19 protein-coding genes are annotated in these 19,855 nt (G+C 73.0%); 4 read left to right on the plus strand and 15 right to left on the minus strand.

Annotated features, from left to right (window positions below):
• Window positions 1–236: 236 nt before the first annotated feature.
• Genes J4557_RS08640 through J4557_RS08650 form a run of 3 tightly spaced genes read left to right on the plus strand, consistent with a single transcriptional unit; the run spans window position 237 to window position 3,498 of the window.
• Complete coding sequence (locus tag J4557_RS08640; RefSeq protein ID WP_208265918.1) at window positions 237–1,349, plus strand: TetR/AcrR family transcriptional regulator; 1,113 nt, start codon at window positions 237–239, stop codon at window positions 1,347–1,349.
• Window positions 1,346–1,948, plus strand: coding sequence for a transcriptional regulator (locus J4557_RS08645; protein ID WP_208265919.1), 603 nt, complete (start codon window positions 1,346–1,348; stop codon window positions 1,946–1,948). The genes J4557_RS08640 and J4557_RS08645 overlap by 4 nt, the downstream gene beginning before the upstream one ends.
• Complete coding sequence (locus tag J4557_RS08650) at window positions 1,945–3,498, plus strand: pyruvate, phosphate dikinase (protein WP_307799549.1); 1,554 nt, start codon at window positions 1,945–1,947, stop codon at window positions 3,496–3,498. Before J4557_RS08645 ends, J4557_RS08650 begins: the two co-directional genes overlap by 4 nt.
• A gap of 248 nt (window positions 3,499–3,746) precedes the next feature.
• Here J4557_RS08650 and J4557_RS08655 read toward each other — a convergent pair whose 3' ends face one another.
• The 15 genes from J4557_RS08655 to J4557_RS08725 all read right to left on the minus strand — a co-directional run bounded on the left by J4557_RS08655 (window position 3,747) and on the right by J4557_RS08725 (window position 17,845).
• Window positions 3,747–5,630: an AfsR/SARP family transcriptional regulator gene (locus J4557_RS08655; RefSeq protein WP_208265920.1), complete on the minus strand. Its 1,884-nt coding sequence runs from the start codon at window positions 5,628–5,630 to the stop codon at window positions 3,747–3,749.
• Between the two features lie 592 nt (window positions 5,631–6,222).
• Complete coding sequence (locus tag J4557_RS08660; RefSeq protein WP_208265921.1) at window positions 6,223–6,993, minus strand: thioesterase II family protein; 771 nt, start codon at window positions 6,991–6,993, stop codon at window positions 6,223–6,225.
• 6 nt (window positions 6,994–6,999) lie between these two features.
• A complete protein-coding gene (gene accC, locus J4557_RS08665; RefSeq protein ID WP_208265922.1) occupies window positions 7,000–8,349 on the minus strand; it encodes an acetyl-CoA carboxylase biotin carboxylase subunit in 1,350 nt (449 codons plus the stop codon).
• 10 nt (window positions 8,350–8,359) lie between these two features.
• Window positions 8,360–8,851, minus strand: a complete 492-nt coding sequence (locus J4557_RS08670) for an acetyl-CoA carboxylase biotin carboxyl carrier protein (RefSeq protein ID WP_208265923.1) — start codon at window positions 8,849–8,851, stop codon at window positions 8,360–8,362.
• The gene (accA, locus tag J4557_RS08675) at window positions 8,838–10,592 is read right to left on the minus strand and encodes an acetyl-CoA carboxylase carboxyl transferase subunit alpha (protein ID WP_208265924.1); all 1,755 of its coding nucleotides are present in this window, start codon (window positions 10,590–10,592) and stop codon (window positions 8,838–8,840) included. The genes J4557_RS08670 and accA overlap by 14 nt, the downstream gene beginning before the upstream one ends.
• Complete coding sequence (locus J4557_RS08680) at window positions 10,589–10,936, minus strand: antibiotic biosynthesis monooxygenase family protein (RefSeq protein ID WP_208265925.1); 348 nt, start codon at window positions 10,934–10,936, stop codon at window positions 10,589–10,591. The genes accA and J4557_RS08680 overlap by 4 nt, the downstream gene beginning before the upstream one ends.
• Before the next feature lie 25 nt (window positions 10,937–10,961).
• A complete protein-coding gene (locus J4557_RS08685) occupies window positions 10,962–12,188 on the minus strand; it encodes a ketosynthase chain-length factor (RefSeq protein WP_208265926.1) in 1,227 nt (408 codons plus the stop codon).
• Complete coding sequence (locus J4557_RS08690) at window positions 12,185–13,444, minus strand: beta-ketoacyl-[acyl-carrier-protein] synthase family protein (RefSeq protein ID WP_208265927.1); 1,260 nt, start codon at window positions 13,442–13,444, stop codon at window positions 12,185–12,187. The genes J4557_RS08685 and J4557_RS08690 overlap by 4 nt, the downstream gene beginning before the upstream one ends.
• Window positions 13,445–13,449: 5 nt before the next feature.
• Complete coding sequence (locus tag J4557_RS08695; RefSeq protein ID WP_208265928.1) at window positions 13,450–13,869, minus strand: cupin domain-containing protein; 420 nt, start codon at window positions 13,867–13,869, stop codon at window positions 13,450–13,452.
• Window positions 13,870–13,883: 14 nt separating this feature from the next.
• Window positions 13,884–14,213: a TcmI family type II polyketide cyclase gene (locus J4557_RS08700; RefSeq protein ID WP_208265929.1), complete on the minus strand. Its 330-nt coding sequence runs from the start codon at window positions 14,211–14,213 to the stop codon at window positions 13,884–13,886.
• A gap of 1 nt (window position 14,214) precedes the next feature.
• Window positions 14,215–15,732: an amino acid adenylation domain-containing protein gene (locus J4557_RS08705; protein ID WP_208265930.1), complete on the minus strand. Its 1,518-nt coding sequence runs from the start codon at window positions 15,730–15,732 to the stop codon at window positions 14,215–14,217.
• A 60-nt stretch (window positions 15,733–15,792) separates the two neighbouring features.
• A complete protein-coding gene (locus J4557_RS08710; RefSeq protein WP_208265931.1) occupies window positions 15,793–16,266 on the minus strand; it encodes an SRPBCC family protein in 474 nt (157 codons plus the stop codon).
• Window positions 16,266–16,511: an acyl carrier protein gene (locus tag J4557_RS08715; protein ID WP_208265932.1), complete on the minus strand. Its 246-nt coding sequence runs from the start codon at window positions 16,509–16,511 to the stop codon at window positions 16,266–16,268. Before J4557_RS08715 ends, J4557_RS08710 begins: the two co-directional genes overlap by 1 nt.
• A 24-nt stretch (window positions 16,512–16,535) precedes the next feature.
• The gene (locus tag J4557_RS08720; RefSeq protein ID WP_208265933.1) at window positions 16,536–17,573 is read right to left on the minus strand and encodes a methyltransferase; all 1,038 of its coding nucleotides are present in this window, start codon (window positions 17,571–17,573) and stop codon (window positions 16,536–16,538) included.
• Window positions 17,573–17,845 (minus strand): acyl carrier protein, encoded by a 273-nt coding sequence (locus J4557_RS08725; protein WP_190855288.1) that lies wholly within the window; start codon window positions 17,843–17,845, stop codon window positions 17,573–17,575. The genes J4557_RS08720 and J4557_RS08725 overlap by 1 nt, the downstream gene beginning before the upstream one ends.
• Window positions 17,846–18,188: 343 nt before the next feature.
• Between J4557_RS08725 and J4557_RS08730 the strand changes: the two genes are divergently transcribed.
• Entirely contained in the window at window positions 18,189–19,835 is a 1,647-nt protein-coding gene (locus tag J4557_RS08730; RefSeq protein WP_208265934.1) for an FAD-dependent monooxygenase, read from the plus strand.
• Window positions 19,836–19,855: the final 20 nt, after the last annotated feature.

The raw sequence follows: 19,855 nt of genomic DNA on the forward strand, positions 1-19,855 counted from the left end.
CCTCAAGCAGTCGGACCTCCGGGTCGTGCGGCCGGACGCTCCCGGATGCGAGGGGGCAGAAGGTCACCGAGGCCGGGGAGGACACGCAGCGACTCGCCTGGCTTCGCTCGGTCATCCAGCGATAGCGCGGCACACGGGTTCCCGGGCGCCGAGTCTGCGGAGGCGAACTCAGATGTTCATATCATCCGGATGTTCTGAGTATCCTGAGCGAGGTCGAGGAACGCGAGGGGGATCCGATGGTCCGGCTGACCCGGGCGCAGCAGCAGGCTCGGACGCGGGCCGCCGTGCTCGCGGCGGCGGTGGAGGAGTTCACCGAGCACGGCTTCGCCGATGCCAAGGTCGACCGCATCGCCGCCCGCGCCGAACTGACGCGCGGCGCCGTGTACTCGAACTTCCCGAGCAAGCGGTCCTTGTACCTGGCGGTGCTGCTCGACTCCGTCCAGCGGGACGAGCCCGCCGCGGACGGCCCGTTCGAGGCCGCCGGCCCGGCGGACGGGGCGGACGGGGCGGAGGCCTTCGCCCGCGTCTGGCTCGAGCGGCTGCCGCTGGCCGGCGACGCGCCTGACACCGGCAGGCTGAAGGCGCGCTCGCTGACCGGGGTGTTCGGCGACGAGCCGGGCCGCACGGCGATGGCCCAGCTCGCGAGGTTGGAGGCCCTGCTGGTGGCTCTCGCCCTGGAGTCGTGCGGAGGGCCGGGGGCGGGACGGCGCGTGCGGTCGGCGGAGCTGATCCTGACCCTGCTGCACGGGGCGGGCCATCTCGCCGAGACGGCGCCCGGCTTCGGCGACCCGTTCGACGTGGCCCGTGCCTGCCGGCGTCTCGCCGATCTCGAGGCGGACGACGCCTGGGACCCGCCTCACCTGCCGTACGTCGCCGCGCCGCGCGTGTGCCACGACACCTGGACGCCGCCCGCGGACCTGGCGGATGCGATCACGGGTCATCCCGTCGGCTGGGCTGAGGACGGGGTCGTGGTGGTCCTCGGGACGGGCCGTCTCGGTGCGGCGGAGGAGGCGGTTCGCGCGCACCGGCCGGGAGAGGCCGTCACCGTGGCGCTGGTGACGGACGACCCCGCCGAGGTCGGGGCGCTCGTCCGGCTGCGGATCGCCGACCTCGCCGTGTGCCTGCGGCGGGCGTTCGGGCCGGCGGCCGGGCCGCCGATGCGCCTCGTCCTCGACGAGCGGGGCTCGCTCGCGGCCGCCGCGGGCGCCGGCACGGCCGGGGACACCGAGGCCGCCGTGCGCGTCCGGGACGGGAAGATCGTCGCTCGGGCCGAGGGCAGGGGCGCCGCCTACGCCGCGGCGACCGCCGCCGCGCCGGCCGAGCCGCCGAGCGGAGGGAACGGACGATGAGCACGTCGATCGTGCTGCACGTGCTCCGGTGCGTCGGCCACGCCGGGCTGCCCCGCGTGGCCGACGCGGCGGGGCTCCCCGAAGCGGACGCGGAGTCCCACTTGATCGACCTCGCCGTGGCCGGGTGGGTGACTCGGTCACCCGGGGAGCACGGCGCCTGGGGCCTCACCGAGGCCGGCCGTGCCGAGGACGCCCGGCGGACCGTCCGCGAGCTCGACTCCGCCGGTACCCGGGAGGCGCTGACGGCGGCCTACCAGAGGTTCATGGTGCTGAACTCGGAGCTGCTGGAGCTCTGCTCCGCATGGCAGCTGCGCGCCCTGGACGGCACGATGGCGCCGAACGACCACTCCGACCCGGCCTACGACGCCCTGGTCCTGGACCGCTTCGCCGACCTGGACCGGCGCGCCGGAGCCGTCATCGCGGACCTGTCCGCGGCGCTGCCCCGGTTCGGGCGGTACCGGGTGCGGCTCACCGCGGCGCTCGACCGGGCCCGGTCCGGTGCGCTGGAGCATCTGACGGACAGCACCACGGCCTACCACACCGTGTGGTTCCAGCTCCACGAGGACCAGCTCGCCACCCTCGGCATCCCGCGCCGGTGAACCGCGTTCCGATGGACTGGATCCATCCCCTCGCTGCCAGAGTCGCTGAACCGGCGGACGTCCTCGGCGGCAAGGGCCACGGCCTCGTCGTCCTGCGACGCCTCGGCCTGCCGGTGCCGGCGGGTTTCGTCATCGGCACCCGCGCCTGCCGGGCCTTCCTCCGGGACGGGAGCCTTCCGGCGGGCTTCGACGCCGAGCTGTCCGCCGCCGTCCGCCGGCTGGAGGCCGCGACCGGAAGGCGCTTCGGCGCGGGCCCGCGCCCGCTGGCGGTATCGGTCCGATCGGGCGCCGCCGTGTCGATGCCCGGCATGATGAGCACCGTCCTCGACCTCGGTCTGACCACCGAGGCGACCGCGGCGCTGGCCGCCGAGACCGGCGACCCGGCCTTCGCGGACGAGACGCGCCGCCGGTTCCTCGCGAGCTTCGCGAGCGCTTCGAGCGCGCTCCCGGACGCCGCGGACCCGGCCGCGCCGTCCGCCGCCATGGCCGTCCCCGACGACGCCATGGGTCAGCTGCGGGCGGCGGTGAGGGCGGTCTTCTCGTCCTGGAACAACCCGCGCGCCGTCACGTACCGCGAGCTGCACGGCGTCCCGCACCACCTCGGCACGGCCGTGATCGTGCAGGCCATGGTGTTCGGCAACCGGGACGAGCGCAGCGGTACCGGCGTCGCCTTCAGCCGCGACCCGAACACGGGCGCCGGTTCGCCGTTCGGCGACGTCCTGTTCGGCAGGCAGGGCGAGGACGTCGTCGCCGGGCACTCCAGCACCCGGCCGCTGTCCGAGCTCGCCGGCCGGGAGCCGGCGGTATGGGAACGCCTCGTGGCCGCCCTGCACCGCGTCGAACGGCACTACCGCGACGCCTGCCACGTCGAGTTCACCTTCGAGACCGGCGCCTTGTGGTTCCTGCAGGTACGGCCCGGCGGCCTCACGGGCCGCGCCGCGGTCCGCGTCGCCGTCGACCTCGCCGACGAACGGCTCATCGACCGGCGCACGGCCCTGCGGCGGATCTCACCGCACCATCTCCGCAGCGCCGGCACACCGCGGATGCGCACCGGCGACGGGGTCGACCTCCTCACGCGCGGCCGGGGGGCATGCCCCGGCGTCGCGACCGGACGCGTCGCGGTCACCGCCGACCGGGCCGTCCGCATGGCCGCCGGCGGGCCGGTGATCCTGGTACGTCCCGTCACCTCACCGCTCGACATGCACGGCCTGGCCGCCGCTTCCGGGGTGGTCACGAGCCGCGGCGGACCGGCGAGCCACGCCGCCGTCGTCGCGCGGGCCATGGGCAAGGCCGCCGTCGTCGACGCGGCGGACCTCACCGTCGACGCCGAGGCGGGGTGCGCGCGGGTCGGCGAGCGCGTCGTCCCCGAAGGGACGCTGATCACCATCGACGGCACCGGCGGAGAGATCGCGGCCGGAGACCCGGGCATCGCCGCCTCGCTCGTCGACGACCACCTGCACCGCCTGCTCGGCTGGGCCGACGAGGTGTCCGGCGACCGAGCGGCGCGCCCGGACGAGGAACGCCTGCGCGCGGCGCACGCCCGGCTGTGAGACGACCCGGCACAGCGCGCGGTCCTTCTCCCCGGCGACGGCGCTGGAGCCGGGGAGTTGCGCGATCGGTGCGGGCGATTCGGCGGCGTTCGCGGCGGTGCTCGCGACGGGCCCGGAGGTGGCGGTGGGGGGAGCATGGGAGGCGGCGGTAGTGGGGAGCATGGGGAGCTGGAGCGGAGGCTGGGCGGTCGCCCGCGTGCCTGACGGTGCGATCGGATACTGAGAGGGACGCGTCGGCGAGGCCGGCGTCAGTGGCTCGGGCTCGGCCTCATCAGCGCGAGCTGCCGCGGCGGCGGGGCGAGGGGGACCGTCGGTTCGTCCCAATCGTCGTCGACGGTTCCGTCGGCGGCGTCCACGCCCTCGCCGTGCTCGCCGAGCTCGGCCGTGAACCGCTCCAGGGCGAAGGCGCGGATCATGGAGAGGAGCGTGTAGCGGGTCTCCCCCGCGCCGTCGGCGTCGACGAGCAGGAGCCGGGCGTCGACGAGGGTGGACAGCATCCGCTCGAGCTCGAAGGAGTCGATCTGGAACCACCGGGCGATCTCGTCGACGCCGAAGCGGGCGGGCGCGTGCCGGCCGAGCAGCAGGAGGACGGCCCGCGCGGAGTCGTCGAGCTCGAGATAGCTCTGCTCCAGCCGCGTCCACATGTCGAAGGTGCCCGAGCACAGCTCCTCGATGCGCCGGCGGCCGTACTCCAGGCTCGCCACCCACCGGTCGAGCGAGGGCGAGGCCGGACGGGCGAGCCGGGCGCCGACCGCGCGCACGGCCAGCGGCAGGTTCTCGCAGTAGTCGACGATGGAACGGGCGGCCTTGCGCTCGGGACCGCTCCACCGGCGGCCGACGATCATTCCGAGCAGCTCGATCGCGTCGTCCTCCGCGAGCGGATTGATCTCGAACGTCCGCAGCCCGGAAATCCCGTAGAGCGGTGACCTGTTCGTCATGATCACCGCGCATTGCGGGCTTCCCGGCAGCAGCGGCCGCACCTGTTCCTCGCTCATCGCGTCGTCCAGAACGATGAGCACCCGGCGATCCGCGCACCAGCTGCAGAACAATTGACTGCGGCTTTCCAGCGCGGCCGGTATCTGGCTGTGCGCGAAACCGATCGCGTGCAGATGGTCGGCGAGCACATCGGACGGATCGACCGCCGCCCCGTTGCGGCGCAGCGCGGCGAAGAACTGACCGTCCGGAAAGCGCTGCCGGACCCGGTGGGCGAGCCGGACCGCCAATGCGGACTTGCCCACCCCGGCCATTCCGGTGATCGAGACCATCGGTGGAGCCTGCTTTCTTCCGTTCTGCAGGAAGGTCTGCTCCAGCCGGCCGAGCACGAAATCGCGGCCGATGAAATCGGGAATGTCGGCGGGGATCTGGGCGGGCACGGCGACCACCGTGGGCGCGGTGAGCACGTCCTCGGCGGCCCGTACGGCGGGCAGGTCCAGCGACGGGTCCGCGGCGAGGAGCGCGCGGTGCAGCCGCTGGACCGGCGGCGACGGCTCGATGCCGAGCTCGTCCACCAGGGAGCGGCGGAGCCGGCCGAAGACCGCCAGCGCCTCGTGCCGGCGGCCGGACCGGTGCAGCGCCAGCATCAGCTTGGAGTGCAGGCCCTCGTGCAGCGGCTGGTTGATGATCAGGGACTTCAGCTCGCGGATCGCGTCCAGGTTCCGTCCGAGCTGCAGGTACGCGTCGATGCGCAACTCGGTGACCTGGATCTTGGTCTCCTCGAGGTGCGCCGCGTAGGACTCCAGGAACGGTCCCTTCTGGACGTCCGCGAGCGCCTGGGACCGCCACAGCGAGAGGGCGCTCTCCAGCGAGTTGGCGGCCCGCGCGTAGTCGCCATCCGCGAACGCCTTCTGGCCGGCCTGAAAGCAGCGCTCGAAGACCGGGACGTCGATGCACTCGGGGGCCACCTGGAGCTGGTAGCCCGACGGCTCGGTGAGCAGCGCGATGCCCTGCTCGTGCCCGGACTCGCCGATGCCGAGGAGCTTGCGGAGCTGGTAGATGTAGGTCTGCATGGTGGCCACGACCGTCACCGGCGGGTCCCCCAGCCATATCTCGTCGATGAACTGGCTGGTGGGAACGACCTGGTCGTGCAGTATGAGCAACATCGCCATGATGGTGCGCAGCTTGGGCGGGAGCATGATCCGCTCCTCACCGCCCGTAGAGACGTCAAGACCGCCCAACAGTCGAAACTGCATGGAATCATCATCCCCAGTTGCACTCGCCGCCCCGGTGTCCGCCACCTACGGACACCGTCCGGCACCGCAAAGAAACATCCGACCAACACAGGCGGAAACTAATTCAACTTTCTAGCAAATGCGCCGGCCGCCGTCTTTGAACCCCCTTCATCGCGTGCTGGTCGCCACGTTTACATCGCATACAACCTAGCAGTGTTCGGGTGATTTGAATCTATGTCCAGGCCCGGCGCGATTCAAGGGATCCGTTGGCCGTATCCGGCCACCGCGACCGCCGGTCCGGCAGAAACGGCGAGGCCCTCGCATATAACGTCCGCTGACGAGGCGATGAACGCCCGATACCGACGGCGGCACAAGTCACCGCGAATGCGAGTGATCATCTTCGCGGCAAATAAATGACGGAATGCAGAGCCCGCATCACGGAGGGTTGCACCGGGCGCCCAAATTACCCGGCCACCGGGCGCCCTTATCTTCCGGCGGCGCCGGTGACACGGTGCTCACCTCCGGGCCTCTTGACACGCCGGGTGACCGGGAGCCGTCACGGGCCGGCCGGCGTCCTCGCCGCGGCGGGCCCGGCCGGCAGGAGCCCGGCGATCTCGGCCGGGGCGTCCAGGTGGAAGAAGTGGCCGGCGTCGATGACGGTGAGCGCGAACCCGCCCGAGGTGAGCTCGCGCCAGGCGGCCATCGCCTCGGGCGGGGCGATCGGGTCGCGCGCGCCCGCGATGGCCGCGATGGGCACCGGGAGCTCCCTCGGCATCTCCTCCGCCGGCGGCAGCCGGTACTCCGACAGCCAGCCGACGTCGGCGCGCAGCACGCGCACCAGCCGGTCCCGCAGGCGCGGATGCCGCCGCACGACCTCCGGGGTGCCCCCGAGCGCGGTGATCTCCTCCAGCAGTTCCTCGTCCCGGAGGCCCCGCCAGCGGCCGACCCACGCGCTCTCGATGTGCGGCGGGTGGCTCGCGCCGACCACGAGCCGCTCGGGCAGCAGCTCGCCCAGCCGGATCAGCTCGCGGACCACCTCCTGGGCGAGCACCCCGCCCATGCTGTGGCCGTAGATCGCGTAGCGCAGCCCCCCAGCGCGGGCGGCCAGCGCCCGGGCCAGGTCGGCCGGGTCGAAGTCCGGCGTCTCGGCGGCCCGCGTCTCCCGTCCCGGCAGCTGGACGGGCTGCACGTGGACGGACGCGGGCAGCATCGCGCTCCAGGACTTGTAGCCGACACCGCCGCCGCCCGCGTGCGGCACGCAGAACAGGACGAGGTCCGCCTCCGCCGGGGCGGGCCCGCCGAGGAACCAGACGTCGCTCGTCGTCATCGCCGCTCACCCCCGCAGATGCCGGTCGACGAAATCGGTGTGGGTCTCCCCCGCGCGGAACACCGGGTGCTCCAGCACCCGCCGGTGGAACGGCACGGTGGTGCGCAGCCCCGGGCCCTCCACCCGCAGCTCGTCCAGCGCCGTGCGCAGCCGCCGCAGGCACGCGGGCCGGTCCTGGTCCCAGACGATCAGCTTGGCGATCATCGAGTCGTAGTACGGCGGGATCGCGGCGCCGGGCACGCAGTGCGAGTCGATCCGCACCCCGGGGCCGCCGGGCGCGCGGAACTCGGCGAGCGTCCCGGGGGTCGGCGCGAAGCCGCGGTCGGGATCCTCGGCGTTGACCCGCACCTCGATCGCGTGCCCGGTCAGCCGCACGTCGGCCTGGTCGAGGGTGAGCGGCTCCCCGGCGGCGATCCTGATCTGCTCGGTCACCAGGTCCACACCGGTGATCATCTCGGTGACCGGGTGCTCGACCTGGATGCGCGCGTTCATCTCCATGAACCAGTACCGGCCGTCGTCGTCGAGGAGGAACTCCACGGTCCCCGCGCCCCGGTAGCCGAGGGCCTTGGCGCCCCTCAACGCCGCCTCCCCCATCTCGGCGCGCAGGTCGTCGTCCAGGGCCGGCGACGGCCCCTCCTCGACGAGCTTCTGGTGGCGCCGCTGCACCGAGCAGTCGCGCTCGCCCAGGTGGACGATCCGGCCGTGCGCGTCGCCGAGCACCTGGAACTCGATGTGCCGGGCGACCGGCAGGTAGCGCTCCAGGTAGACGCGGCTGTCCCCGAAGACCGCCTGCGCCCCGCTCCGCGTCCTGGCGTACGTCTCGCGCAGCTCGGCGCGCGAGGCCGCCATGGAGATGCCCCGGCCGCCGCCGCCCGCGACCGCCTTGAGCACCACCGGGTAGCCGACGCGGTCCGCCACCTCCAGCGCGGCGTCGAGGGAGGCCACCGGCTCGGTCGTGCCGGGCAGCAGCGGCAGGCCCGCCTCCCCCATGAGGCGGCGCGCGATCGCCTTGTCCCCCGCCGACTCCATGACCTCCGGCGGCGGGCCGATGAAGGTGATGCCGTTCTGGGCGCAGATCTCGGCGAAGTACGGGTCCTCGGAGAGGAACCCGTAGCCGGGGTGGACGGCGTCCGCGCCCGTCCTGAGCGCGGCGCCGATCACGTTGGGGATGTCGAGGTAGCTCTGGCGCGGCGCCGCCGGGCCCACGCACACGGCCTCGTCGGCGAGCGCCACGTGCAGCGAGTCCGCGTCGGCGGTCGAGTAGGCGGCGACGGTGGACAGGCCGAGCCCGCGGCAGGCCCGGATGATCCGGACCGCGATCTCGCCGCGGTTGGCGATGAGCACCCTGCTGAACACGGCGTCCTCCTCAGCCCTCCGGCACCAGGTCGAACAGGGGCTGGTCGTACTCGACCATGTCGCCGTCGGCGACGTGGACCTTGGCGATCCGGCCCCGGACGGCCGCGGTGACCGCGTTGAACAGCTTCATCGCCTCGATCAGCGCGACCTGCTGGCCCTCCTCGACGACGTCGCCGACCTCGACGAACGGCGGCTCGTCCGGGGACGGCCGCCCGTAGAACGTGCCCACGAGCGGGGCGCGGACGGCCTCGCCGGCCGTGCCGTCCCCCGCCTCGGCCGCGGCGGCCGCGGGGACCGCCGGGGCCGCCGCGGCCGGAGCCGCGGCGGCGGACGTCCCGCCCTCGGGCGTGTGGAAGCTGAGGTCGACCGAGAGCTCGCCCGCCCGGACCGTCACCCGCTGGACGCGCCCGGGGAGCCCGTCGACGATCTCCCTCACGGTGCTGCTCAGGGTGCGGATCCGCTCGATGTCCCCGGCGCCCGCGCCGGTGTCAACGCTGTCCATGGTCCTGGTCCTCGGTGGTCGTGATCCCGGCCGGGTCCCCGAACCCGGCGTACCGCCGGTAGCGCGCCTCGACGAGCGGGCCGGGGCCCTCCGCGGTCAGCGCCGCCAGCGCGTCGAGCTGCTCCAGCAGCGCCGCCTTGATCCGGTCGGCGGTCGCCAGGTGGTCGGCGTGCGCGCCCTCGCCCGGCTCGCGGATCACGCCGTCCACGACGCCGAGGCGCAGCAGGTCGGGCGGCGTCAGGCGGAGCTGCTCGGCCGCGCGGGGCGCCGCGGCCGCGCTGCCGAAGAGGATCGTCGAGCAGCCCTCCGGGCTGATGACCGAGAAGTACGCGCTGTCGAGGATCAGCACCCGGTTGGCGACGGCCAGCGCCAGGGCACCGCCGCTGCCGCCCTCCCCGGTGACGACGGAGACGACGGGCACCGGCAGGTCCGACATGCGCTCCAGGCACCGGGCGATCGAGAACGCCTGCCCGTTGCTCTCCGCCTCGATCCCGGGGTACGCGCCCGGCGTGTCGACGAACGTGATGAGCGGGAACCCGAACCTGGCCGCGTACTGCATGAGCCGGTACGCCTTCTGGTAGCCCCAGGGGTGCGGCATCCCGAAGTTGCGCCGGACCATCTCCGCGACGTCGTGGCCCTTCTGGTGGCCGATGACCACGACCGTGCGGCCGTCGAGGTCGGCGAGCCCGCCGACCACGGCCGGGTCGTCGCCGCGGGCGCGGTCGCCGTGCAGCTCGACGAAGTCGCCGAACATGTAGGCGCAGTAGTCCAGCGTGGTCGGCCGCTCGACGGAACGCGCCCGCGCCACCACGTCGGCGGCGGGCCGCTCCTCCAGCGCGCCGGGGTCGGTCACCGTGGCGGCGGGCGGACGCCCCGCGTCCTCCGGCGTCCGTCTCCGCGGCCGGGGGGCGTGCAGGCGCAGCACGCGGCCGAGCATCGCGCGGAGCCCCTCGCGCGGCACGACCATGTCGATCTGGCCGTTGTCGAGCAGGTACTCCGCCGTCTGGAACCCCTGCGGCAGCTCCTGGCGGATCGTCTGCCGGATCACCTGGGGACCGGCGAACCCGATCCGCGCGCCCGGCTCGGCGATGATCACGTCGCCGAGCATCGAGAACGACGCGGTCGCGCCGCCGAACGTGGGGTTGAGGTTGAGGTTGACGACCAGGATCCCGGCCGCGTGCAGCCGGTTGAGCTCCTGGCTGGTCTTCGCCATCTGCATGAGCGAGATGGCGCCCTCCTGCATGCGGGCCCCGCCCGACGCCGAGATGATCACGAGCGGGACGCGGTCGTGCAGCGCGGTCCGGGCCGCCCGCGCGACGAGCTCGCCGACCGCGGCGCCGATGCTGCCGCCCAGGAAGGCGAAGTCCAGCGCGGCGACGACGACCGGCCGGCCCTCGACCCTCGCGTGCCCGCAGACGATGGCGGCCGGGTTGCCGGTCCGGCTGCGGTTCTCGGCCAGCCGCTGGGGATACGGCTTGGTGTCGGTGAAGCCGAGCAGGTCGGTGGAGCGGACCGTCTCGCCGAAGCGGCGCAGGCTTCCGGGGTCCAGGAGCAGCTCGAGCCGTTCCCAGACGGTCAGCCTCCCGTGGTGCCCGCAGTCCGGGCACACCTTCAGGTTGCGGTCGAACTTGCGGCCGTAGACCAGCGCGCCGCAGCCGTCGCAGCGCAGCCACGCGTCCTCGGGCGCCGCCTCCGTCCGGGTCGGGCCGGGCAGCGGCCGCCCGCCGTTGGTGATCGTCATCGCCCGCCTCCCGCCGGCGCGCCGGCCGCGCCGCCGTGCGCGAAGTCGACCGAGCAGAACACCGAGTCGATCTCCGCCAGCGCGCGGCAGCGCCTGAAGTGGTCCTGCACGCTCGGGTGGGTCTGCATCGCCTCGAACTCCTCGCGGCTGCGCCACTGCGCGTAGTTGACCACCCGGGTGCCGTCCTCGCTCAGGTGCACGTTGGCCGACACGAAGCCGGGGAAACGCCTGATGACGCCGGTGACGTCGACGATCTCGTCGTACATGCGGCGCTGGTCCTCCGGCCGCACCGTGAACATGTTGACCAGGGTGTAGTAGCCGTCCGCGACCGAAATCCGTCCCATCAGAAGGCCTCCAATCCGTGGCGGGTCATGGCCGGACCCCGCGCACCACCAGCGCGGAGTTGAAGCCGCCGAGCCCGCGCGCGATGACGAGGACGGTACGGACCGGCAGTGCGCGGGACCGCTCCAGGACCACGTCGAGCTCGTACTCGGCGGGGATGTCGCCGATGTTGACCGCGGCCGGCACCACGCCGTCGCGGATCATCAGCAGGGCGGCGACGACGTCCAGCGGGCCGCCGCCGGAGTACAGCCGCCCGGTCATCGTCTTGGGCACGGCGACGGGAACGCCCCGCGGCCCGAACACCTCGGCGATCGCCGCCGCCTCGGCCCGGTCCATCGCCGGCACGCCCATCGCGTCCGGCACGACCACGTCGACCTGGTCGGCGCGCACGCCGGCGTCGTCGAGCGCCCCGGCGATGGCCTTGGTCAGCACGGGCGGCCGCTCGGACCCCGGCGGCGGGTCGAAGGAGGCCGCGTACCCGGCGATCTCGCCGTAGACGTGCGGCGCCCCGCGCTCGCGGGCCGCGTCCTCGGCCTCCATGACGAGGATCGCGCCGCCCTCGCCGGGGACGTATCCGGCGGCGCCCCGGTCGAACGGCAGGTAGGCGCGGTGCGGGTCGGGCACCTCGCTCAGCAGGCCGTTGGGCAGCTGCGCCGTGATGCCCCAGGGGCACAGCGGCGCCTCCACCCCTCCGGTGACGGCGAGGCGGAGCGTCCCGTCGCGCAGCTTGCGGCGCGCCGCGGCGAGCGCGTCCAGGCCCCCGGCCTGCTCGGTCACCACGACGGAGCCGTGTCCGCGCGCGCCGTGCCGGATCGAGAGCTGGCCGGTGTTCACCGCGTAGAACCAGGCGAAGGACTGGTACGCGCTGACCCGCTGCGGTCCCTGGCTCCACAGCTTCTGCAGCTCGCGCTGCCCGAACTCGAACCCGCCGCAGCCGTTCGCCGTGACCACGCCGACGTCGTAGCGGCCCGCTGCGGACGGGTCCGCGGCGGCGTCCTCCAGCGCCCAGGACGCCCCGGCGAGGGCGAAGCGGGTGGTGCGGTCGGTCTGCGGGATCAGCCGTCCGGGCACGACGCCGGCCGGCTCGAACCCCGGGATCTCCCCGGCCGCCTTGAGCGGGTACGGCGACAGGTCGAGCCGCTCGGGCGCGGCGACGCCGCCGCGCCCGGCCAGGGTCGCCCTCCAGTAGTCGGCGACGCCGAGGCCGTTGGGCGCCAGCACCCCGGCCCCGGTCACCACGATCCGGCCGCTCATGCCGCCTCCGGCCTGCGCAGCACCGCCGCGCTCTGGAAGCCGCCGAACCCGCTGCCGACCGTGAGCGCCGCGCCGACCGGGTACTCGCGGGCGACGAGCGGGATGTAGTCCAGGTCGCAGTCGGGGTCGGGCTCGCGCAGGTTGGCGGTCGGCGGGACCACGCCGTGCTCGATGGCCAGCGCGCAGGCCGCGATCTCGATCGAGCCCACCGAGCCGAGCGAGTGCCCGATCATCGACTTGATCGAGCTGATCGGGGTGCGGTAGGCGGCGGCGCCGAGCGCGTCCTTGAACGCCGCCGTCTCGTGCAGGTCGTTCTGCCGGGTGCCCGACCCGTGGGCGCTGATGTAGTCGAAGCCGTCGGCGTTGATCCGCGACTGGTCCATCGCGGACCGGATCGCCTCGGCCATCTCCTTGCCGTCGGCCTTCAGGCCGGTCATGTGGTAGGCGTTGCAGCGGGTGGCGAACCCCGACAGCTCGGCGTAGACGTGCGCGCCGCGCCGGCGGGCGTGCTCGTACTCCTCCAGCACGAAGATCGCCGAGCCCTCGCCCAGCGCGAAGCCGTTGCGGGTGCGGTCGAACGGCCGGCAGGACCCCTCGGGGTCGTGGTTGTCGGGCGAGGTCGCCCGCAGCGCGTCGAAGCACGCGTAGGTGATCGGGGACAGCGGCGCGTCGGTCGCGCCGGTGATCATCAGGTCGGCGGCGCCCTCGCGGACCAGCTCCAGCGCGTGGCCGACGGCGTCCAGTCCCGACGTGCACCCGGTCGAGACCACGGTGACCGGCCCCTCGGCGCCCGCCGCCCAGGCGACCTCGCGGGCCAGCGAGGTCGGGACGAAGAAGTCGTAGAGGTTGCCGGCGGCCAGCGTGTGGTCGGTGAGCCAGTCGCGGCCGTGGGAGCTGGTCTTGGCGTACTGGCTCTCCAGCCCCATCGTGCAGCCGACGGCCGTGCCGACGCTCACCCCGATCCGGCCGGGGTCCACGCCGTCCAGCGGCAGCCCGCCGTCGGTGAGCGCCTCGGCCAGCGACACCAGCGCGAACTGGACCATCCTGTCCAGGCCCGCGGCCTGGTCGGGGCGCAGCCCCGCGGCCACGGGGTCGAAGTCCACCTCCCCGGCGATCTGGGACCGGTACCCCTCGGGGTCGAACAGGGTCACGCGCCGGGTCGCCGGGCGCCCCGAGGTGATCTGCTCCCAGAACGGCTTGGTCCCGACCCCGCCGGGCGCGACGACCCCGATTCCGGTGATGACGGCTCTGCGCATCGTGGTCACCTCGTCCGCAGGGACGGCGGGGGCGCGTCCGGGTAGGGAACGGGCTCGACCTCCACGTGGCCCTGCTCGGGGGTCGGGGCCAGCGGCGCCATCTGGAAGACCAGCAGCGCCGGCGACGCCGAGGCGTTCTCGATGCGGTGCGACCGGGTCTTCGGGACCATGGCGGCCTCGTGGGTGCCGAGGAGCAGCTCGTCCTCGTCGATCCGCAGCAGCACGCTGCCCTCGGCGACGAAGATGAACTCCTCGGAGAACGGGTGGTAGTGCGCGGCGACGAAGTCGCCGCGGTCGAGCGACATGGTGCCGAGGAAGCCCGCGGTCGCCCCGACCGACGTGGGGCTGAGCAGCGGGCGGATGCCGCCGCCGAGCCGCCGGCTGGGGCTGACGTCCTCCATCGACACCTTGGTCAGACCGGACATGGAAGGCCCTTCCGTCATGCTTGCCAGCGGTAGAACTGCTCGGCTCGGGTGTCTTTCAGGTTCCGGAACTCCGGCAGGTACGGCTCGAGATGGGCGGCCAGGCGGTCGCGCGTGTCGACGAACGCCGGATCCGTGCGGGCCGCGAAGATCCGCTCGGTGAGGTCGCCGGGCAGGTCGTCGCGCGCCTCCACCATGTGGACGTAGAGGCCGTGGAAGCGGTAGAGCGTCCGGTTGACGACGCCGATCCGCTCGGGCAGCCCGGTGCCGTCGTGCTCGGTCCAGATCCTGGCGACGGCCGGCGCGTCCTCGGGCCGCATCCGGTCGATGAACAGCACTCGCTGCATCTCAGTGCTCCCTGTCTTCGGCGATGGAGTCGGCGATGGTGCGGCGGTCGACCTTGCCGTTGCCGTTCAGCGGCAACGTCTCCCAGTGCGTGAGCGAGCGCGGCATCATGTGGGGCGGCAGCCGCCGCGCGAGCGCCGCCTTCAGCTCCTCTTGGCCGAGCCGCTCGCCGGTGTGGACGGCGTGCAGCGCCATCGCGCCGTCGCCCTGCGAGACCGCCACGACGATGGCGTCCTGGACGCCGGGCTGGTCGCGCAGCACCGACTCGATCTCCCCGAGCTCGACCCGGTAGCCCTGCACCTTGACCTGGTGGTCGGTGCGGCCGAGATGGACCAGGCCGCCGGCCTCGCGCCGGACGAGGTCGCCCGTCCGGTACCAGAGTTCGGGCCCCGGCGAGCCGGGACCGTCCCACGCGGTGGCGCGTCCGGCCTCGAACGCGACGAAGCGCCCGGCGTTGTCGGCGGGGTCCAGGTAGCCGGCGAAGCGCTGCGGGCCGCGCACGCACAGCTCGCCGGCGGGCGCGGGGGCCCCGTCCTCGCCGATCACCAGGATGTCGTGGCCGGGATAGGGGTCGCCGATGGGCACGGTGCCGTTGAGCGGCGTGAGGCCCTCGGTGTAGCGGTGCTGCGTGCAGCTCAGCGTCAGCTCGGTCGGCCCGTAGAGGTTCTCCAGGACGCCGTTCGGGGCGGCGTCCCGCCAGGCCCGCGCCTGCGACACGGTGAGCTGCTCGCCGCAGAACAGGCTCCATCGCAGGTCCGGCATCGAGGCCGGGGTGAGGCGGCCGAGCCGCCGCGCCACCGAGATGAGCGACGGCACCGAGAACCAGTGGGTGATCCCCCGCCCGGTGACGAAGCGGGCCGGGTTCATCAGCTCGCCGCGGCGCGGGACGACGACGGCGGCGCCGGACGCCCAGGAGGCGAACAGGTCGAAGACGGACAGGTCGAAGGTGAGGTCGAAGGTCTGCGACACCCGGGAGCCGGGGCCGAGCCCGTAGCGCGGGACGACGTGGTCCAGGTAGGCCGACAGGTTGTCATGGCCGACCGGCACGCCCTTGGGGACCCCGGTCGATCCCGAGGTGAACAGGATGTAGGCGGTGTCCCCCGCCGGTCCCGCCGGCGCCGGCCGCTCGCCCGCGAGCTCGCCGGGGAACGACGGGCCCAGCCCGATGACGGGTACGGCGGCCGCGAACCCGGGGTCCTGCGAGACCACCGCCTCGACCCGTCCGGCCGTGATGACCCGCTCGTTGCGCTCCGCCGGGAAGGACGGGTTGAGCGGTACGGTCACCGCGCCGAGCCGCTGGATCGCCAGGTAGCCCGCGTACGCGGCGAGGGTGCGCGAGGCGTGCAGGCCGACGGCGCGGGGCGCGCCGCCGCACCGCGCGGCGATCCGGCCGGCGACGCGGCCCGCCAGCTCGTCGAGCTCGCGGTAGGTGAAGCGGTCGCCGGCCAGTTCGAGGGCGACGGCGTCCGGATGCCGGGCGGCCGAGTCGGCGAACCGGGAGTGCAGGGTCCGTTGTGGCATGGCTGTCTCCTCGAGACGGCCCGCGGGCGCGCCCTGCGGGCGCGCGGGCGGGCCGTCCGGTCACGTGCGGCCGATCTCGGCCCCGCCGAGCGCGATGCGCTCGATCTTCTCCTTGATCACCGCCTGCTGGATCGCGGTGTTGTCGTTGAGGCGCTTGGTGATCTCCTCGTCGGTGAACGGCGCCGTGGGCTTGGCCTCGAACTCCTGCCGCCACCGCATGAGGGTCCCCTCGCCCTCGGTGCGGAAGTCCCAGTAGATCCGCATGTACTCGAAGGGCCCGGTCTCGACCCGGTGCGCCCGCGAGGTCCTGGTCTCGTCGTCCCAGGTGCGCTCGCTGACCCAGCTCCACACCGTCCCGTCGGGGTCGGGGACCATGGTGAGGCGGAACCGGACCGTGGTGCCCTCCTCGTGCAGCACCTCGATGGAGGCGTACTCGGTGAACAGGCTCGGCCAGCGGCGGACGTCGTTCATCGTCCGCCAGACCAGCTCGATCGGCGCGTCGACGTGGATGGAGTTGTCGGTGGAGCTCGCCATCAGTTCTCACTCCCCGGAGCGGCGTTGATGTGGGCGTGGATCTCGGCGATGGTCATCGCCTGCGACTCGTCGGGCAGGCTGATCCCGTAGTCGTCCTGCAGGACCTTCTCCAGCTCGATGACGCCGATCGAGTCGATGCCGAGCTCGGCGAGGGACAGCCCGTCGTCGATCTGCTCGGGCTCCAGGCCGATGTGCGTGGTGAGGATGTCGTGCAGCCGTTCGCGCGGCACCGCGGGCGCGGGCATGGGGTACCTCCTGGGGTTCGGTGATCACACCGGACGGCACTCGAGGAGCGTCCAGTGGTAGACGGGCTCGGAGATCAGCTCGAAGCCGGCCTCGGCGAACAGCGCGTTCCAGTCGTCGAGGGTGCGCTCCCGGCCGCCGTGCAGCACGAGCATGTCCAGGTCGAGGAACTTGCCGTGGTCCCATGCGTTGCCCGGCTCCAGCACCGAGTCCACGACCAGCAGCCGGGCGTCCCGGTCGCCGATCGCCGCGCGGACGCGGCGCAGGACCAGCCCGGCGTCCTCGTCGTTCAGGTCGTGCAGGACGGCCTTGATGAAGTAGCAGTCGCAGTCGCCGGGGACGTCCGCGGTCCGCAGGTCGCCGGCGACGACCTCGGCGCGGTCGCCCACCTGGTGCTCGGCGAGCAGCTTGGCGGCCTTCTCGGCCATCCAGGGCAGCTCGATCAGGTGGCCGGTGGTGTCGGGGAACGTCTTCAGGACGTGGGCGAGGAAGAAGCCGTCGCCGCCGCCGAGGTCGGCGATCCGGCGGAACCGCGCCAGGTCCCACTGGGCCAGCTCCTGCTCGACGAACTGCCGGCTCCAGTGCGACATGAAGCCGTCGTAGTAGGCGTCGATCTCGGGGTTCTGCTGCAGGTACTCGACGAACGTGACACCGAACGCCTTCTCGAAGGCCGGCTCGCCCGTCCGGACGCTGTGCCTCAGCTCGGCGTAGGCGCGCTGCGTGAGGTCCATGCGGTTGTACTTGGCGAGGGCGAGGACCGCGCGGGGGTTGCCGGAGCGCAGCCCGTCGGCGAGCGGGGTCAGCTCGAAGGTGCCCTTCGTCCCGGTCTCGGCGAACAGGCCGACCGACGCGGCGGTCCGCAGGATCCGGTAGAGCGAGGGGGCATGGGTGCCGGTCTGCTCGGCCAGGGTCTCGACCGGCAGCGGGCCGTCCGCGAGCCGGTCGGCGATCTCGAACTCGATCAGCAGCTCGACCAGCTGCGACAGCCGGCCCGAGCAGGCCAGCAGGATCAGGTGCTGGGCGTGGAGGTCGTCCGGGACGGGGTTGGCCGGAGTAGGGGGCATCACGCGCTCCTTCGCTTCACGTCGCCGTCGATGGCCTGGTTGATCAGGGCGAGGAGCTTGCGCAGCGTCCGGGCCGATCCGACCGCCTCGTCGGACAGGTCGACGCCGAAGCGGTGCTTGATCTCGCTGACGACCTCGAGCAGGGCCACCGAGTCGTAGCCGAGGTATTCGAAGAGCACGTCGATGACATCCCCGTCGAGCACGCCCTGCTCGGCCTCGCCGGCCTGGGCGCGGGTGATGTCGATCAACTCTTCCAGGGTCATCTGGCTCATCTGCAAGTCCTACTGTCCGCTGGATGTGCACTGCCCGATGCCAATTACCGGGCGACATCGATTCCCCATACTCGGCACGCGCATTTCTTTTCACAAGGCCACCGGACCGCAATGTCCGGATCAGGACAGAGGAAAGCGATTCTAGTGATTCACCAGCGTTTTATCAGCGCTCGGGGACGATCGCGGCCGGCCTGCCAATAACTGCGCCACATGCCATCTGACGTGGCCTTTCACAGATCCCTCAGTGAGAATCTAGAGCGATTGGTCAGCATTGCCGCAGAGTGATTTACCGCATGAGGCTGGTCGCTCATCAATGCGGCCCACGACCGAATGAGGACGCACCGTGCCCGATGTCGAGGTTCCCGTACTGATCATTGGAGGCGGGCTGACCGGCCTTGCCGCCGCCCTTTTCCTCCGGCAGAACGGCGTCGACTGCCTGCTGGTGGAACGCAACACGACGACCTCCCAGCTGCTGCGCTCCACCCACGTCAGCCCGCGGACGATGGAGCTGTTCCGCACCGTGGGCGTCCAGCAGGCCGTCTGGGACACCGCCGAGAAGGTCGTGCGCGGCGAGTACTGGGCGCGCACCGACCTGCCGCCGCACCACCTGCCGCGCGCCATCCTGCGCGCCGACTCCCTGGCCCACGTCGTGAACGAGGACGTCATCGTCATGGAGCAGGGCGTCAACCAGTTCGATGACGTCGGCCCCGTCGAGCCCGTCTGGTGCGGCCAGGACCGGGTGGAGCCGATCATGCTCCGCGAGGCCGTCGCGCGCGGCGCGCGGGCCGAGTTCAACACCGAGATGCTCTGGTTCGAGCAGGACGCCGACGGCGTCACCGCGGCGATCCGCGACCGCGCCACCGGCGCCGAGCGGACCGTGCGCGCCCGGTACATGATCGCCGCGGACGGCGCCGGCGGCCGGATCCGGACCGGGCTCGGCATCGCGCGGTCCGGCGAGGGCACCGTCGGCCACGTGCTGAACGTGCTGTTCAAGGCCGACCTGGACGCGATCCTCGGCGGCCGCCGGTTCCTCATCCTCTACCTGACCAACCGCACCGCGCCCGGCATGCTGTTCAAGCTGGACGACGAGCGGTGGATCTTCGGCCTGTTCTGCGGGCCGGAGGACATCGAGGAGGGCAGGATCTCCCACGCCGAGTGCGCGGACCTGATCCGCACGGCCACCGGCGTCCCCGACCTGTCCATCGACGTGCACATGACCATGGGCTGGTGGATGGCGCACGAGGTCGTCGACCGGTACCGGTCCGGGCGGGTCTTCCTCGCCGGCGACGCCTGCCACGTGATGCCGCCGACCGGCGGGTTCGGCGCCAACGCGGGCGTCCAGGACGCCAACAACATCGCGTGGAAGCTGGCCGCGGTCATCAACGGCTGGGCCGGCGAGGCGCTCCTCGACACCTACGAGGCCGAGCGCCGGCCCGTCGGGAAGGAGACGGCCGACCAGGCGTGGATGCGCCACATCCAGTGGAGCAACCCGAAGGAGGCCGCCAAGTACGACCAGCGCGACCAGACCACCATCACGATGGGGTACCGCTACGCGTCGCGCGCCGTCGCCGGGGAGGCGTTCACCGAGGCGCTCCCGGAAGAGCTGGACATCGACGGCCGTCCCGGCATGCGCGTGCCGCACGTCTGGCTGGAGCGCGACGGCGAGCGGGTGTCCTCGGTCGACCTGGCCGGCGACGCCTACGCGCTGCTGGCCGGGCCCGAGGGCGCGGCCTGGACGCGCGCCGCCCGGCGGGAGGCCGAGCGTTCGGGCATGCCCCTGCGGGCGTACGCCGTCGGACCCGCCATGGACCTCGACGACCCCGGCGGCGCGTTCCCGGAGGCGGCGGGGATCGGCCCCTCGGGCGCGGTGCTCGTCCGGCCCGACGGGTTCGTCGCCTGGCGCGCGGAGGAGGCGGCCGAGGACCCCGGGACGGCCCTGGCGAAGGTCCTGGACGCCGTCACCGGCCGCGCCGTGACCGCGACCTCCTGATTCTCCGACCGCCCGTTCCC

Origin of the sequence: Actinomadura nitritigenes (assembly GCF_017573545.1) — a bacterium.
Lineage (GTDB): Bacteria > Actinomycetota > Actinomycetes > Streptosporangiales > Streptosporangiaceae > Spirillospora > Spirillospora nitritigenes.